Annotated in this window: 13 protein-coding genes, 1 pseudogene and 1 other annotated feature; of the genes and pseudogenes, 1 reads left to right on the forward strand and 13 read right to left on the reverse strand. The window is 38.0% G+C overall.

The annotated features are described in order from the left end of the window. Positions 1-32: 32 nt before the first annotated feature. From rpoC to rplK, 12 genes and pseudogenes are all read right to left on the reverse strand, one after another. Complete coding sequence (rpoC, locus tag B8955_RS04640) at positions 33-3,686, reverse strand: DNA-directed RNA polymerase subunit beta' (RefSeq protein WP_084099076.1); 3,654 nt, start codon at positions 3,684-3,686, stop codon at positions 33-35. 34 nt (positions 3,687-3,720) lie between these two features. Continuing rightward, positions 3,721-7,305 carry a DNA-directed RNA polymerase subunit beta gene (rpoB, locus tag B8955_RS04645; protein WP_084099077.1) on the reverse strand — a complete coding sequence of 1,195 codons (3,585 nt, stop codon included), beginning with the start codon at positions 7,303-7,305 and terminating at the stop codon, positions 3,721-3,723. A gap of 298 nt (positions 7,306-7,603) precedes the next feature. After that, complete coding sequence (locus B8955_RS04650; protein WP_327078280.1) at positions 7,604-8,896, reverse strand: 3-hydroxyacyl-CoA dehydrogenase; 1,293 nt, start codon at positions 8,894-8,896, stop codon at positions 7,604-7,606. Next, positions 8,879-9,412: pseudogene (locus B8955_RS07000) on the reverse strand (3-hydroxyacyl-CoA dehydrogenase NAD-binding domain-containing protein); the annotation flags it as partial. The gene B8955_RS04650 and the pseudogene B8955_RS07000, both read right to left, overlap by 18 nt. 211 nt (positions 9,413-9,623) lie before the next feature. Beyond that, positions 9,624-10,505 (reverse strand): glycine betaine ABC transporter substrate-binding protein, encoded by an 882-nt coding sequence (locus B8955_RS07115; protein ID WP_407639096.1) that lies wholly within the window; start codon positions 10,503-10,505, stop codon positions 9,624-9,626. A 20-nt stretch (positions 10,506-10,525) separates the two neighbouring features. Further along, complete coding sequence (locus tag B8955_RS07120) at positions 10,526-11,380, reverse strand: ABC transporter permease (protein WP_084099080.1); 855 nt, start codon at positions 11,378-11,380, stop codon at positions 10,526-10,528. After that, entirely contained in the window at positions 11,373-12,587 is a 1,215-nt protein-coding gene (locus B8955_RS04665; RefSeq protein WP_084099081.1) for a quaternary amine ABC transporter ATP-binding protein, read from the reverse strand. The genes B8955_RS07120 and B8955_RS04665 overlap by 8 nt, the downstream gene beginning before the upstream one ends. A gap of 229 nt (positions 12,588-12,816) precedes the next feature. Further along, entirely contained in the window at positions 12,817-13,446 is a 630-nt protein-coding gene (locus B8955_RS04670) for a class I SAM-dependent methyltransferase (protein WP_084099082.1), read from the reverse strand. An 87-nt stretch (positions 13,447-13,533) separates the two neighbouring features. Further along, the gene (gene rplL / locus B8955_RS04675) at positions 13,534-13,902 is read right to left on the reverse strand and encodes a 50S ribosomal protein L7/L12 (RefSeq protein WP_084099083.1); all 369 of its coding nucleotides are present in this window, start codon (positions 13,900-13,902) and stop codon (positions 13,534-13,536) included. Between the two features lie 57 nt (positions 13,903-13,959). After that, the gene (rplJ, locus tag B8955_RS04680) at positions 13,960-14,466 is read right to left on the reverse strand and encodes a 50S ribosomal protein L10 (RefSeq protein ID WP_084099084.1); all 507 of its coding nucleotides are present in this window, start codon (positions 14,464-14,466) and stop codon (positions 13,960-13,962) included. Between the two features lie 30 nt (positions 14,467-14,496). After that, positions 14,497-14,633, reverse strand: a sequence feature (ribosomal protein L10 leader region). A 48-nt stretch (positions 14,634-14,681) separates the two neighbouring features. After that, positions 14,682-15,371 carry a 50S ribosomal protein L1 gene (rplA, locus tag B8955_RS04685; RefSeq protein ID WP_084099085.1) on the reverse strand — a complete coding sequence of 230 codons (690 nt, stop codon included), beginning with the start codon at positions 15,369-15,371 and terminating at the stop codon, positions 14,682-14,684. A gap of 91 nt (positions 15,372-15,462) precedes the next feature. After that, the gene (gene rplK, locus B8955_RS04690; RefSeq protein ID WP_084099086.1) at positions 15,463-15,888 is read right to left on the reverse strand and encodes a 50S ribosomal protein L11; all 426 of its coding nucleotides are present in this window, start codon (positions 15,886-15,888) and stop codon (positions 15,463-15,465) included. A gap of 268 nt (positions 15,889-16,156) precedes the next feature. On the opposite strand from rplK, the gene phoU reads away from it, so the two are divergent. Further along, complete coding sequence (gene phoU, locus B8955_RS04695) at positions 16,157-16,822, forward strand: phosphate signaling complex protein PhoU (RefSeq protein ID WP_084099087.1); 666 nt, start codon at positions 16,157-16,159, stop codon at positions 16,820-16,822. A 55-nt stretch (positions 16,823-16,877) separates the two neighbouring features. Here phoU and nusG read toward each other — a convergent pair whose 3' ends face one another. Next, positions 16,878-17,432, reverse strand: coding sequence for a transcription termination/antitermination protein NusG (gene nusG / locus B8955_RS04700; RefSeq protein WP_084099088.1), 555 nt, complete (start codon positions 17,430-17,432; stop codon positions 16,878-16,880). Between the last annotated feature and the right edge of the window lie 54 nt (positions 17,433-17,486).

Raw genomic sequence — 17,486 nt, forward strand, 5'->3', positions numbered from 1 at the left:
AGGCTTTTCAATAACTCAACCGCTATAAGCGATTAAGATTCTTTTAATTCAGAATAATCAATATCTTCTGATGGTGTCGTCATTTGTTGGTCATCGTATACCATTGATTGCGTATCATTCATTTTTTTAGGTTGCATATGACGGTATTTTGCCATACCAGTACCAGCAGGAATGATTTTACCAATAATAACATTTTCTTTAAGACCTAGTAAGTTATCGCGTTTACCACGAATAGCAGCATCTGTTAACACTTTCGTTGTTTCTTGGAATGATGCAGCTGATAAGAAACTATTTGTTTCTAGAGCGGCTTTAGTAATTCCTAGTAAGACTGGACGAGCAGTCGCTGGAATGTCACCTTGCATAATCGCTTCTTTATTAGCATCTGTAAAGTCACCAAGATCAAGTAATTTACCAGGTAGTAAGTCTGTAGAACCTGGATCAAGTACACGAACTTTACGCATCATTTGACGAATCATTACCTCAACGTGTTTATCGTTAATGTCTACCCCTTGCATCCGGTATGTCCGTTGTACTTCAGCAAGTAAGTAGGTTTGAACGGTTAATGAGTCTGTAACACGTAGTAATTCTTTCGGATCAATTGAACCTTCTGTTAATTGTTGACCACGTGATACCGTATCTCCTTCTTCTACACGTAAACGAGCTGTGTATGGAATTTTATACTCACGTTCGTCAACTGATCCTTTAACATTAACTGTTTTCGTCCGAGCCGCTTCATCAATGTTAACATCAGTTACCGTACCAGCAACTTCAGTAATGACAGCACGTCCTTTAGGGTGACGAGCTTCAACAATTTCTTGGATCCGTGGAAGACCTTGAGTAATGTCATCTCCGGCAACCCCACCAGTATGGAATGTACGCATTGTTAACTGTGTACCTGGTTCACCGATAGATTGTGCAGCGATAGTACCTACTGCTTCTCCGACTTCTACTTCACCATTTGTCGCTAAGTCACGACCATAACAGTATTTACATACCCCATGACGTGTATTACATGTAAAGGCTGAACGAATCGTTACCTCTTCCACACCAGCTTCTACGACTTTTTTAGCTAGTGCTTCATCAATTAATTGATTATGTTCAACAATGATTTCACCAGTTTCAGGGTGACGAACTTCATGTTGCGCATAGCGTCCAGTAATACGCTCCTCTAATGTTTCAATCATTTCATTACCATTCATAATGGCAGTAACCGTTAACCCACGATCAGTACCACAATCGGCTTCACGAATGCTGACATCTTGAGCAACATCTACTAAACGACGAGTTAAGTAACCTGAATCGGCTGTTTTCAAGGCCGTGTCTGTCATCCCTTTACGAGCACCGTGAGTAGAGATGAACATTTCTTGTACAGATAATCCTTCACGGAAGTTAGATGTGATAGGCAATTCAATGATTCGACCGTTTGGACCAGCCATCAAACCACGCATACCAGCTAACTGTGTAAAGTTAGAAATGTTACCACGGGCACCAGAGTCTGACATGATGAAGAATGGGTTTTCGTAACCCATGCTGTACATTAGTTCTTCTTGGATTTTATCTTTAACGCCGTTCCAAGTATCGATAACTTGTTCGTAACGTTCTTCATCCGTAATTAAACCACGACGATATTGTTTCGTGATTTTATCTACAATTTTATGTCCTTTTTCAATAATTTCAGGTTTTGATTGTAAAACAGTAATATCTGCAATACCTACAGTAATACCTGATTTCGTTGAATATTTAAATCCTAGATCTTTCATGGCATCAAGCATTTTAGATGTTTCCGTTACTTTAGATTGTTTAAAGACTTGAGCAATGATGTCTTGTAAATAACCTTTTTTGAACGGTGGAATCATTTCTTGACGTTTAATAAATTCTCTAACATTTTCACCAGGTTCCATAAAGTATTTATCTGGCGTTTGAACCTCTAAGTTACGTTGTGTTGGTTCGTTAATGTAAGGGAAGTTGTCAGGTAAAATTTCATTGAAGAAGATTTTACCGATTGTTGTTGCCATCAATTTATTTTGTTGATTTTCAGTCCAAGGTTTATGTGGCATAGAGTTAGTAGAAATTGCCACACGCGTATGTAATTGAACATGTCCATCTAAATAAGCAATGTGAGCTTCAGAAGGTGAACTGATATTCATTCCTTCACCAGCAACTTCAGGTTCTTCCATTGTTAGGTAGTAGTTACCTAATACCATATCTTGAGAAGGCGTAACAACGGGTTGTCCGTCTTTTGGTGTCAAGATATGAGTAGCCGCTAACATTAACAACCGTGCTTCGGCTTGAGCTTCAGCACCTAATGGTAAATGGACAGCCATTTGGTCACCGTCAAAGTCGGCATTATAAGCTTCACATACTAATGGGTGTAACCGAATCGCTTTCCCATCCACTAAGATTGGTTCGAACGCTTGGATACCTAAACGGTGAAGCGTAGGTGCGCGGTTAAGTAATACTGGATGTTCCCGAATAATATCTGTTAAAACATCCCAAATATCATCATCACGTTTTTCAATTTTACGTTTGGCATGTTTAACGTTGATTGCTAAATCACGTGCCACTAATTCACTCATTAAGAATGGTTTGAATAATTCCAATGCCATTTCTTTTGGTAAACCACATTGATACATTTTTAGTGATGGTCCAACCACGATTACAGAACGACCAGAGTAGTCGACACGTTTACCAAGCAAGTTTTGACGGAAACGACCTTGTTTCCCTTTTAACATATGTGATAAAGATTTTAATGGACGGTTACCTGGTCCAGCGACTGGACGACCACGACGACCATTATCAATTAATGCGTCGACAGCTTCTTGTAACATCCGTTTTTCATTTTGCACGATGATATTAGGTGCATTTAAATCTAATAATCGTTTTAATCGGTTGTTACGGTTAATCACACGACGATACAAGTCGTTCAAGTCAGAAGTGGCAAAACGGCCACCATCTAATTGAACCATTGGACGTAATTCTGGTGGAATTACAGGAACAACATCCATAACCATCCAACTTGGTTCATTTCCAGATTTACGGAATGCATCTAGGACGTCTAAACGACGAATCGCACGCGTCCGTTTTTGACCAGTTGCTGATTTCAAGACTTCTTTAAGGTCTGCACATTCAGCATCTAAATCAACTTGTTTTAATAATGTTTTAATGGCTTCCGCACCCATACCAGCTTGGAATTTATTACCATATTCCGCTTTATTATCACGAAATTCTTTTTCAGATAATAATTGTTTATATTCTAAAGGTGTTTCACCAGGGTCAGTAACCACGTAAGAAGCAAAATAAATCACTTCTTCTAATGACCGTGGACTCATATCTAGAATAAGTCCCATACGACTTGGGATACCTTTAAAGTACCAAGTGTGTGTCACTGGTGTTGCTAATTCTAAGTGACCCATACGTTCACGACGAACTTTAGCACGTGTCACTTCAACACCACAGCGGTCACAAACGACACCCGCATAGCGGATGCCTTTGTATTTACCACATGAACATTCCCAGTCTTTAGTAGGACCAAAGATTCGTTCACAAAATAGACCGTCTTTTTCAGCTTTTAGCGTCCGATAGTTAATCGTTTCTGGTTTCTTAACTTCGCCGTAAGACCAAGAACGAATTTTATCAGGAGATGCTAAACCTATTTTCATACTTTCAAATTTATTTACGTCTACCAAGGGGCCAACCTCCCTAATTTAATTCATGCCCTGACTACTCGTTTACTTGTCGATCAGTTGAAGCTGTTTCCGTTTGATTTGGCGTATCAGCTTCTTGTTCTTTTTCTTCAGCAGGTTTTTCTTCAGCTTTTGGTTTTCCAAAGTTTAATGTGTCTTCATCCATATCACGTAGGTCAATTTCATTGTCATTAATATCTAAGACGCGCATATCAAGACCTAGTGATTGTAATTCTTTCATCAATACACGGAAGGATTCAGGAACACCTGGACGAGGAATTGGTTCACCTTTAACAATGGCTTCGTGCGTTTGAACACGACCAACAACGTCATCAGATTTATAGGTTAAGATTTCTTGTAAGGTATAAGCGGCACCGTATGCTTCAAGTGCCCATACCTCCATCTCACCGAAACGTTGTCCACCAAATTGTGCTTTACCACCTAATGGTTGTTGGGTAACTAATGAGTAAGGTCCAGTTGACCGTGCATGTAATTTATCGTCAACCATATGGGATAGTTTCAAGTAGTACATCACACCAACAGACACACGGTTGTCAAATGGTTCACCTGTTCGACCATCATAAAGAATGGTTTTCGCATCATCAGCTAATCCCGCTTCTTTGATAGTTTCCCAAACATCGTCTTCGTTAGCACCATCAAATACTGGTGTGGCGATATGAATACCTAATTGACGAGCGGCCATACCTAAATGTAACTCTAACACTTGTCCGATATTCATACGTGAAGGCACCCCTAATGGGTTCAACATGATATCTACTGGTGTTCCGTCTGGTAAGTAAGGCATGTCTTCTTGAGGTAAGATACGAGAAACAACCCCTTTGTTACCATGACGACCGGCCATTTTATCCCCAACTTGAATTTTACGTTTTTGGATAATATAAACACGAACTAGCATGCTAACACCTGGAGACAATTCGTCACCATTTTCACGTAAGAAGACTTTGACATCGCTAACGATACCGTCTCCACCATGAGGAACACGTAATGATGTATCACGTACTTCACGCGCTTTTTCACCGAAGATAGCATGTAATAAATGTTCTTCAGCAGTTAGTTCAGTAACGCCTTTTGGTGTCACTTTACCAACTAAAATATCGCCTGATTTCACTTCAGCACCGACACGGATAATACCGCGTTCATCTAAGTTTTTCAGTGCATCTTCCCCAACATTAGGAATTTCGCGAGTGATTTCTTCAGGTCCTAATTTCGTATCACGAGCTTCAGATTCTAACTCATCAATATGAATTGACGTATAAACGTCATCTTTAACTAAACGTTCAGACATAATAACCGCGTCTTCGTAGTTATAACCATCCCAAGTCATGAAGGCAATCAATGGGTTATTTCCTAAAGCCATTTCACCTTTATCCATTGAAGGTCCATCAGCTAAAATGTCTCCTGCTTCAACGACTTCACCTTGGTCAACAATTGGTGTTTGGTTATATGATGAACTAGCATTTGACCGGTGATATTTCAATAAGTCATATTTATCTAACGCACCGTCTTCACGACGAACACGAATTTCACGGCCATCCACATATTCGATTGATCCGCCATGTTTAGCAATCACAGCAGCACCAGAGTCATGAGCATTAATATATTCCATACCTGTTCCGACTAATGGAGCAGCTGGTTTTAATAACGGCACGGCTTGACGTTGCATGTTGGCACCCATTAACGCACGGTTTGAGTCGTCGTTTTCTAAGAATGGGATTGAGGCTGTTGAAACAGAAACTACCTGTTTAGGAGAAACGTCCATGTAGTCAACACGTTCAGGACTTACCTCAATATTTTCTTCAACGTAACGAGCCATAACCACATCTTCAGCAAAGGTACCGTCTTCGTTTAATTTAGAGTTCCCTTGGGCGATAACAAATTCGTCTTCTTCATCTGCCGTTAAGTAGTCGATACGATCAGTTACTTTATGCGTTTTCCAATCAACACGACGATAAGGCGTTTCAATGAATCCAAATTTATTAATTTTGGCATATGAAGATAAACTGTTAATTAACCCAATGTTTGGTCCCTCAGGTGTTTCTATTGGACACATACGACCATAGTGAGAATAGTGAACGTCACGAACTTCAACCCCTGCACGGTCACGAGTTAAACCACCAGGACCTAATGCAGATAGACGACGTTTATGTGCTAATTCTCCAAGTGGGTTAGTTTGGTCCATGAATTGAGATAATTGAGATGAACCAAAGAATTCTTTAATTGCTGCGACTACAGGGCGAATATTTACTAATTGTTGTGGTGTGACTTTATCAACGTCTTGAATAGACATTCTTTCACGTACCACACGTTCCATACGAGATAATCCAATTCTAAATTGGTTTTGTAATAATTCACCTACTGAGCGAATACGACGGTTACCTAAGTGGTCAATGTCATCTGTTTTTCCTAACCCTTCATATAAGTTTAAGAAGTAGTTCAATGACGCAATAATATCCGCAACCGTTAATGATTTTAAGTTTTCATCCGTAATCGCATTACCGATAACATTAATCACACGATCAGGGTCTTTTGGTGAAACAATTTTAACAATTTGTAAGTCAAATGGTTCAGGAATAACAGCATCATCATCTGGATGAACTGTTACAGTATTCAATCCATTAGCTAATGGTTCAGCTAATTTTTCCATCACTTCACGGGTCATTTCTGTCCCTTTTTCAGCTAAAATTTCACCCGTTTCAGGGTCCACTAAATTTTCAGCTAATGTTTGATTATATAAACGTGTCCGTAAATCTAGTTTTTTGTTAACTTTGTAACGACCAACATAAGCTAAGTCATAACGACGTGGATCGAAGAAACGTGTATTCAATAAGTTACGTGAAGATTCCGCTGTTTTAGGTTCTCCAGGGCGTAAACGATCATAAATTTCTTTTAATGCTTCTTCTGTACGTGAGTCAGATAAGTCTTTTTGAACATCTTTTTCTAAGGTTAATTCTAATGTTTCGCTGTCACCAAATAGTTCACGAATTTGATCATCAGAACCGAAACCTAACGCACGCATTAAAACCGTCATCGGAATTTTACGCGTCCGGTCAATACGAACATGGGATACTTGTTTCGCATCAGTTTCCATTTCTAACCATGCCCCACGGTTAGGGATAATTGTTGAGCCGAATGATTCACGACCATTTTTGTCGACATTATCATGGAAGTAAACACCTGGTGAACGAACTAATTGTGAAACGATAACTCGTTCCGCTCCGTTAATGATAAATGTCCCGCTATCAGTCATTAATGGGAAATCACCGAAGAAGACTTCTTGGTCTTTAATTTCACCAGATTCTTTATTGATTAACCGTAATTTTGCATAAATGGGAGCAGAATAGTTTGTATCTTGTGCTCGTGATTCTGCAATATTATATTTTGGTTCCTTAAATGTATAATCAATTAACTCTAAAGCTAATTTACCTTGATGGTCTTCGATAGGTGAAATGTCGTGGAACATTTCTTTCATACCTTCTTCTAAGAACCATTTATAAGAGTCTGTTTGAATTTCAATTAAGTTTGGTAATTCCAATACTTCATTGATTCGTGAATAACTGCGCCGTACACGATGTTTCCCATAGTTGACATTATGTCCAACCATAACTAGCCACCTCTCTAAGATTTCCCAAGATTAGAATTTCATTAAAATTCAGTAATTTTTTGATTAATTTTGTGATTTATACTGAATTTTAGGCAAAAAAAAGACAAAAGAATCGACAAAAACTTGCCATTTTTCTTTTGTATTTCCATAAATAGCATCCGGACAATATTTCGGAGCTGTTTATATTTCAAAGTTTGTATCAATTAAACATATTACACACTTTTCACGTTCTTGTCAACTCTTATTCTCAAATAAAAAAGGAGACTATATTACTAGTCTCCTCTAAGAATCCAATCAATTAAAGGTTCCATTCACGATCAATGGTTTCACCATCGCGATATTCATATAATCCCATACCAGTTTCTTGCCCTAACTCACCAGCTTTCTCGAGTCTTTCAAGTAAGGCTAAGGCTTTTTCATCAGCTTCTAGACTAGTGTTTGCATAATGAGCTAAGTAAATGTTATATAACGTCCGTATGCCAACACGATCAATCGCTTGGCATGGACCATATGGAATATTACGTCCTACTTTCCAAGCAAGATCGATATCTCTTGGTGTCGCTACACCGGTTGCTAATAATTGAATAGCACCACGTAAGAAAGGAATAAATAACGTATTTAGAATATATCCTGGTTGTTCTTTGTATAGCGAAATGACCATCATTCCCATAGCATCTGTAAATGATTGAACGTCTTTGAACACTTCATCATCCGTTAATTCTGTTTTCATGACCTCACCGGTATTTTTAAGCCAAATATGATTTACAAAATGCAAGGCTAAGAATTTTTCTGGGCGACCTGTTTCATGCATAAACGCACTTGGCGCTAAAGTAGAACTATTTGTTAATAGCACCGTATGTTCAGGTAAATAACGTTGAATATCATTATAGAATTGTTTTTTAATTGCCATCGTTTCAGGCACAGCTTCAATCACTAGATCTGTATGACTAAATGCTTCTTCCATATTAGCAGTATAGGTAATACGATCAGCAGCTGCCCTTGCTTCGTCAGGGTCCGCATCAACATCACGAACAACTAAAGGAATATATGATTCCACACGTTTTTTTGCGGCGTCAATCGTCTCTTCAGAAATATCATATTGAATCGTGTCAAAGCCAAAACGCGCGATTTGATAAGCAATTTGGCTACCTAACACGCCTCCGCCGGCAACTGTCACCGTATGGTATGGATGACTATGTTGTTTATACGCTGGATCATTATCGAAAAAGTCCGCTTGTCGATATTCAGGATTAGGATAAGTATAGAACCCTTTACCATCTACAATACCACGTCGACCGTCATCTCGACGTTTTTTCATCATATCGACAAATTTTGCCCGCCATTTTTGGTCTGGGTTGGCTTCGGCTAACCCTTCACTTGACGCAATCACTGTATCTAATCCAATTAAATCTTGAACACCTATTGGTCCGGTATGGTCTTCTGCACCAGCCATCCATGTTTTATCAATATCTTCTGGAGTGGCGATTCCATCTGCTAGTAATTGTTGAGATCCTTCTAGCCAAGGAATGAGTAAACTGTTCAATAGATATCCTGGACGTTCTTTATGAGCCACAACAGGTGTCATTTTCATATCATGCGCAAAATCAACCATTTGCTCTACAATTTCAGAATTTGTTTTGCTAGTTCCCATGACCTCTACAATGGGTTTTTCCCAAACAGGGTTAGAGAAGTGTAATCCTACATATTTTTCTGGGCGTCCAGTAAATGCCATTAATTGACTAGGTAATAGCCCAGAAGTATTCGTTCCAAAAATGGTTTTGTCTGGTGCCGCTTCACCAAATTCTTGATAAAACGCTTTTTTAATTTCAAAATTTTCCGTAATGGATTCAATAACTAAATCAGCATCTTCAGTCGCCATATGAGCATCATCTGTATACGTAATTTGCCCAGCAATTTTTTGCGCTTCCTCTTCAGAAATCCCTTTAAACAATGCGTAACCTTGAGCATTTTTAATCATCTTATCTTTAGCTAATTGAATGGCTTAGTCATTAATCTCATAAACGGTGACATGGTATTGATTGGCAGCAATTTGATAAGCAATTTGGCTTCCTAAAACACCGCCGCCAGCAACTGTAATATTTTTCACAATATAACACTCCTTCAGTCTATTTGCGAGACAATATTAATTATCAGTAACCGATTCCATATTAGTGAAAATATTCACAGGAAATCGGTTACATACATTATGACATGTCACATAATAACTTACAAATGATATACTCCTTATTTAAAAAAAATATAAGAAAATAAAAAAGAGCTTAGATTTTTCATCTAAGCCCTTTTCGTTCAATAGCTTTTTATTCAGCAACCCAAGCTTCCACTTTATCTTGGTTATTATCTACCCAATCACGGGCTGCTTGTTGAGGATCTTTACCGTCATGGATATCGACCATAACAGATTCCATATCTTCAAGATCCCATTCAAATTGATCAAGGATTTGGTAAGCACGTGGGTTATCTTCTTTCAATCCTTCACGTACCATCGTATGGATTTCTTCTCCATCGCCAAAGATTCCTTTAGGATCATCTAAATATTTTAAGTCATATTTTTGGAATTTCCAGTGTGGAGACCAACCAGTAACCACAATTTCATCTTTGTTATCAATCGCTTGTCCTAAAGCGGTAGCCATTGCACCACTTGAACTAGATTCTAATGACCAATCAGATAAGTTAGGATATTCTTCTAATGCTTTTTCAGTCGCATTCATAACCCCTGCACCTGGTTCAATACCAGTAATTTTTTTACCAGCTTCATCTGTTAAGTCTTCGATGCTATTAACATCTTCCATATAAGTTGGTACAACTAAACCAGTAATGGCACCTTCTAAGTTTTTACCTAAGTCTTCCATTTGGTCGCCATACTCATCGAATTGTTCACCGTGAGTTAATGGTAACCAAGCACCTACCATACCATCAGCTTCACCGTTAGCAACTGCTTGCCACATAACGGCATTATCTAATGGAATGACATTCACATTGAAACCTTCATCTTTTAGAACTTCAGCAATAACGTGTGTTGAGGCAACCTCAGTATCCCATTCAACGTATGATAGTGTCACAGTTCCACCTTCATTTGAATCACCGCCGAAATTAGCAGTTGATTCAAAAGCTCCAGCACTACCAAATGTTAAGGCTAAACCGAGAATCGCAATTAATCCAAGGACTATTTTCTTAAACAAAATGACTCCCCCTTTTTACCTTAATGTTTTTTGTCGCGTGCTAAGGCTTGTGTTAAGCGGTCAATTACAATCGCTAACACCACAATACCTAAACCAGAAACAAATCCAGTACCAACTTCAGCACGTTGTAATGATGATAATACTTGACGACCTAAACCAGGCGCTCCGATCATTGATCCAATAACAACCATTGATAGAGCTAACATTGTCGTTTGGTTAACACCGGCCATAATAGTTGATTTCGCTAATGGTAGCTCCACTTTGAATAGTTTTTGTGGACCACTACTACCAAACGAATCCGCTGCTTCAATTAACTCATTAGAAATTTGACGAATTCCTAAATCAGTAAAGCGTACTGTTGGTGGTAGTGAGAAGATAACTGAGGCAAACACCCCAGGAACAACTCCGATACCAAAGAACGCTACCGCTGGAATTAAGTAAACGAAAGCAGGCATTGTCTGCATAAAGTCAAGAATTGGTTTTAGAATCGCATGAGCGACCTCTGACTTCGCTGATAAGATTCCTAGTGGTACCCCAATAATGATAGAGACTAAACTAGAAACTAAAATCAAGGAAATAGTATTTAGCATTTCAGACCATAAACCTTGGTTTAAAACATATCCGAAACCAATTAAAACGAAGACAGGTAGTCCCCATTTTTTCTCACTCGCAAAATACGCTAATACTGCGATTAAAACGATAAATAAAGCAGGTGGTGCAATTGATAGGATACTTGTTAATCCATCAATTAATGTTTGTCCGATTGTTTGTAAAACATCAAACATACCACCTAATGTTTGTGTTAACCAATCGGTTGCAGCTTCTACCCAGTCAGCTACTGGGAAATGTGGCACAATTGCAAATAGGCTATTCATTATTTTCCCCCTCACTTACTAAGCTATTAACTAACATTTTCGGACTAATAATTCCACGTAATTTATTGTCATCATCAACAACAGATACTGGCATGTAAGCATGATTAATGACATCATAAATTTCATTAATTGTCGTATCTAATTTAACGACAGGTTGATCCGTACGCATAATATCTTCAACATCGATACGTTTTGTTTGTTCATGTTTTTGAATCAATTGAATGGCATCAATTTCACGAACGTAACCACGTAAATGACGTTCACTATCAGTCACTAAGATGAATGAATAATCTTCTTGTTGCATCCGACGTAAGGCCATACGAGCCCCTTCTTTGTCAGAATTTAAGACAACTGCTGGACGATCCATCGCGTGTTCAGCTGTTAATACTTTAGAACGGTCAACATTTTCAACGAAACGTTCAACATATCCATTCGCAGGGTTTTGTAAAATTTCTTCCCCTGTTCCGACTTGGACAATTTCCCCATCTTTCATTAAGGCAATGCGATCACCAATACGTAGGGCTTCATCTAAATCGTGAGTGATGAAGACAATCGTTTTATTCATTTTTTCTTGCATTTCAACTAATTCATCTTGCATATCACGACGAATTAATGGGTCAAGTGCTGAAAAAGCTTCGTCCATTAAAATAATTTCGGCATCGTTAGCTAGCGCACGTGCTAAACCAACCCGTTGTTGCATACCACCTGATAATTGGTCAGGATATTGATCGACGTAAGCCCCTAAACCAGCATTTTCTAATGCTTTTGTCGCAGCTTTTTTACGTTCGTCTTTATCTTTTCCTTTGATTTCTAATCCATATTCGGTATTCTCTAAAATTGTTCTATGTGGGAATAAACCAAAGTTTTGGAATACCATATTTACTTTATTACGACGAATATCACGAAGGTTTTCTTTAGAAGCATGAGTGACGTCATCGCCATCAATATATACCGTTCCCAGTGTTGGTTCAATTAAACGGTTAAGCATCCGTAACATCGTTGATTTTCCAGAACCAGAAAGTCCCATGACAACGAATGTTTCTCCTTCATGAATATCTAAGTTGGCGTTATTAACCCCAACTGTCGCACCGGTTTCTTTTACAATTTCTTCTTTTGAATGATTGTCATTTAACATTGTTTTTGCTTTTTCGATAGCTTGACGGCTACCAAAAATTTTCGACAAGTTTTCTATTTTAATAGAAGCCATATTCTCCTCCTTCAAAAAAGTTATCTACTCTATCTTCCAATATATCAAAAAAACTGGACTGTCCCAACCTTAAACCCTTTTCATTGTTCGGAAATTACTGAACACTCATCTATGTCTCCTAATCGAATGGTGATGAAAACAGTAATGAAAACGATTGATACCAGCATTTTCATAAATACAATTTTGTATTTATAGTTTTTGCTGATTCTCAAAAGTTATCATTCATAAATCATAATATGTCATCATTAGTTTTAACACTTTGTAAAATCCAATAGCCCTTATTCCGAGTCAGCTCTTCAACATTGCCAAAAATTTGCGTCATTTTTTTCTTGGCGCTTGGTGCTCCTTGTTTCTTTTGAATAACAATCGTTAATGTGCCATTAGAAACTAAATGATTGTAAGCTTCTTCAATAATACGATGCACCACTTTTTTCCCTGCTCGAATCGGAGGATTGGAAATCACATGATTAAAATCTGTCTCTGTCACTTGATCATAACCATCAGAAGTATAAATAGAGACATTTTCAATCGCATTTTTTTGAGCATTTTGCTTAGCTAATTCCAAAGCACGCTCACTAATATCGACTAAGTGAAACTCTTGGTTAGGGTGTGTTTTAGCCAGCGAGAGACCCATAGCACCATAGCCGCAACCAACATCTAATATTTTTTTATCTTGATTGGTAATAACGCGACAATCATCTAAAGCTCCTAACAGTGTCCGAGATCCAAAATCAATCGCATCGCGTGAGAAAACTCCACTATCTGTTTGAAAAGATAGCGTCTGATCTAAGTAGTTAAATGAAATGGTTTGATAGTCATGTTCCAATGTATGATTATCTTCAAAATATTGATGTGCCATAGCGCCTCCTTTTAATAATAGAATCATCTTTCATGAGATAATAAAAAGCGTACGCCGAAACGTACGCTTTTTAGAGTCATGCTTGAATTATTTTAATTCAGCAGATCCTCCAGCTTCTTCGATAGCAGAAACTAATGCTTCTGCATCTTCTTTTGGCATAGCTTCTTTAACAACAGCAGGAGCGCCGTCTACTAAAGCTTTTGCTTCTTTTAAGCCTAAATCAGTTGCTTCACGTACAGCTTTGATTACTTTAATTTTAGCTGAACCAGCACCAGTTAATTCAACGTCGAATTCAGTTTTTTCTTCAGCAGCGTCGCCACCTGCAACACCAGCAGCTGCAACAGGAGCAGCAGCAGATACGTCGAATTCTTCTTCGATTGCACTTACAAGGTCAGATAATTCAATAATTGTTGCTTCTTTTAAATCAGCAATGATTTTTTCAATGTCTAAAGCCATTTTTATTCCTCCATTTATATAAAGTTTAGTTTGTTTGAATATGGTAATACATTAATCTTATGCAGCATCTTCGTCTTTGGCATCTGCAACCGCTTTGACAGCGTAAGCCACGTTGCGGACAGGTGCTTGAAGAACTGATAATAGCATAGATAGTAAGCCTTCGCGGTTTGGTAAAGCAGCGATTTTTTGAACTTCTTCTTTAGTCAAGATTTCGCCGTTAAGCATACCACCTTTTAGATCGATTGCTTCTGCTTCTTTTGCAAAGTTAGCAATGATACGTGCAGGGGCAACTGCGTCTTCTTCACCACCAAAAGCAACAGCTGTTGGGCCTTGGAATACTTCTTCATGGTATTCAGCACCTAAAGTATCAAGGGCACGACGCATAATCGTGTTTTTGATTACTCGATATTCAACACCAGCTTCACGTAATTCTTTACGTAAGCGAGTTACTTCGTCTACAGTAAGACCTAAATAGTCGATAACAACCATAGATGAAGCATTTTGAATTTTTTCAACAACGCTATCTACTTGTTCTTGTTTTTTAGCAATTGCTTGTTCACTCATATTTTCACCTCCAGAGATTTGTTAGAGTTTTTTTATAATAAAAAAACTCTATGTCACTGAAGACATAGAGGATAGTACTCACATTCATCGTAAGTCACATGTTCTTCCTCGGTTGGAAATTAAGGCTTTCTGCCACCAACTGTCTTCGGTAAGCTATTGATATTTAATCAACCTAGGCCATTCTAGCAAAGCTAGATGACCTAGTCAAGTTTTTCTTATAAAGAACTTGTATCTAATTTAATACCAGGTCCCATTGTAGATGATACAGAGGCATTTTGTAAGTAAACACCTTTAGATGAAGCTGGTTTTTCACGTAAAACCATTTCGTGAACAGCTTTTAAGTTTTCTAATAATTGGTCTACTGAGAATGATACACGACCAATTGGTAAGTGTAAGTTACCTGCAGAGTCTGCACGGTAAGCCACTTGACCAGCTTTAATATCAGAAACAGCTTTAGCAACATCTTGTGTTACTGTACCTGTTTTAGGGTTAGGCATTAAGCCTTTAGGTCCTAATACACGACCTAAACGACCAATTTGTCCCATCATGTCTGGTGTTGCAACGATAACATCGAAATCGAACCAACCATCATTGATTTTTTCGATATATTCGTCTTCACCAACAAAGTCAGCGCCAGCTTCTTTCGCTTCTTCAGCTTTTTCACCTTTAGCGAAAACTAATACGCGTTGAGTTTTACCGGTACCATTTGGTAATACCATAGCACCACGGATTTGTTGGTCATTTTTCTTCGTATCGATGTTTAAGCGGTAAGCCACTTCAACTGAAGCGTCAAATTTCGCAAAATCAACATCTTTTAATAATTCTAAAGCTTCACTTGCTTCATATTTTTTGCTTTTATCAATTTTTTCTGAAGCAATTTTTTGGTTTTTTGATAATTTTGCCATTTTCATTCCTCCTATGTGGTTTTAGCGGATGATCCTCCCACTCATAATACATTATGTATTATGGCGTACGATTCAGTTACATGTCTTGCAATTAGCCTTCAACAGTGAATCCCATTGAACGAGCAGTACCTTCAACCATACGCATAGCAGCTTCTACGTCTGCTGCGTTCAAGTCTTCCATTTTTGTTTCAGCAATTTCACGTACTTGATCACGTGTTACAGATGCTACTTTATTTTTATTTGGTTCTCCAGAACCTTTTTCAGTACCAGCTGCTTTTTTCAATAATACGGCTGCTGGTGGTGTTTTAGTAACAAAAGTAAATGAACGATCTTCATAAACTGTGATAACAACTGGAATAATTAAACCAGCTTTGTCTTGTGTTTGCGCATTGAATTCTTTACAGAATCCCATGATGTTAACACCAGCTTGTCCTAAGGCAGGACCTACTGGAGGAGCTGGACTTGCTTTACCAGCTTCAATTTGTAATTTTACAACTGTTTCTACTTTTTTAGCCACGAAACATTCCTCCTTGTCATTGTCCGTGATGTGGTTTTATTGGAGTTAAAGATTTCTCCTCCCACACGCGTGTACATAAGCGTATGCACATCACCGAATTATAGCAAACGATTTGTTGGTTGTCAATTGGAATTATTAATTAGTGGTATCAATCACTTTACACAATCCTTACAAAGTTTTAACCGATTATTGAAATCGCTACATTTACTTTCAATACGCGTTTTGCTAAAATATACTTTATATATCGAAAAGGAAAGAGGGATAAATCATGTCTGAGCTTATTCGTAAAACGTATGATGAGCAATTAAAAACATTAGATGAAATGTTTGTTAAATTAGGCCGTGCATCTGCTGAAGCTTTTAGCAATGCCATTGCGGCAGTTGAGAATAATGACTCTGAATTAGCTGAGCAAGTCATTGAAAATGACATTACAATTAATAACATGGAAGTTGAAATTGAAACTTATGCTGTTCGTATCATTTCCTTACAACAACCCATTGGTATTGAATTACGGAAAATTGTTTCTATTTTAAAAGCATCTTCAGACTTAGAACGTATTGCCGACCACGCCGTATCTATCGCTAAAAGTGTGCGTCGTGTGGATGAATTAAATATTCGTCCATTAGCGGGTGAACTAAAAACTATGGGCGAAACCGCTCATGGTATGGTCATGGATGCGATTGATGCCTTCATCTCTAACGACCCTTCAGCTGCTCAAGCTGTTGCTGATCGTGATGAAGAAGTCGATGCTAACTTCAAACGTTTATTAAACGACTTGGTCAAAGAAATGCAAAAAGACCAAGGCTTAACTGAACTCGGAACTTCTTATGCAAGCACCTTATCTAATATCGAACGGATTGGGGACTACGCCACAAATATTTGTGAATGGACTGTTTACAATGACAAAGCAAAACTTGTCGAATTGAATAAATAATCCAACAAACCAAAAGAGCTTTCCGCTTAATTAATAGCGAAAAGCTCTTTTTTGATTAATATTTATCGACTTGGTCGTATTCAACATCAGCCATCGTTTCTCGACCAAACATTTCGACAGAAACTTTAAGTCGTTCATGTTCATCATCAATTTCTTCAACCTTACCTTCAAGTCCATTGAAGGCACCACCAGTAATTTTAACCACTTCACCAGTTTCAAAGGAAATATCACGTTTTTTCGTTTTCATACCTAAATCACGTAAGATATTATGAACTTCTTCATCTAATAGTGGTGTGGGTTTAGACCCTTGTCCATGAGAACCTAAGAACCCTGTGACACCTGGTGTATTACGAACAACAAACCACGCTTCATCAGACATAATCATTTCAACTAAAACATAGCCTGGAAAGATTTTAGTATTAACTGTTTTTTTCTTACCAGTTTTTGTCGTTTCAACATGTTCTTCCTCTGGTACCACTACTCGGAAAATAAACTCTTCCATTCCCATAGAAGTAATCCGCATTTCTAAATTTTGTTTTACTTTATTTTCATAACCAGAATAAGTATGTAAAACATACCATTGTTTACCAGATTGTAATTCTGTAACCATCGCTTAACTCCTTTACTCATTTTGACATAAATAAAAAACCTTCCATTATTCAAC

The organism is Aerococcus suis (assembly GCF_900176325.1).
GTDB lineage: Bacteria > Bacillota > Bacilli > Lactobacillales > Aerococcaceae > Aerococcus > Aerococcus suis.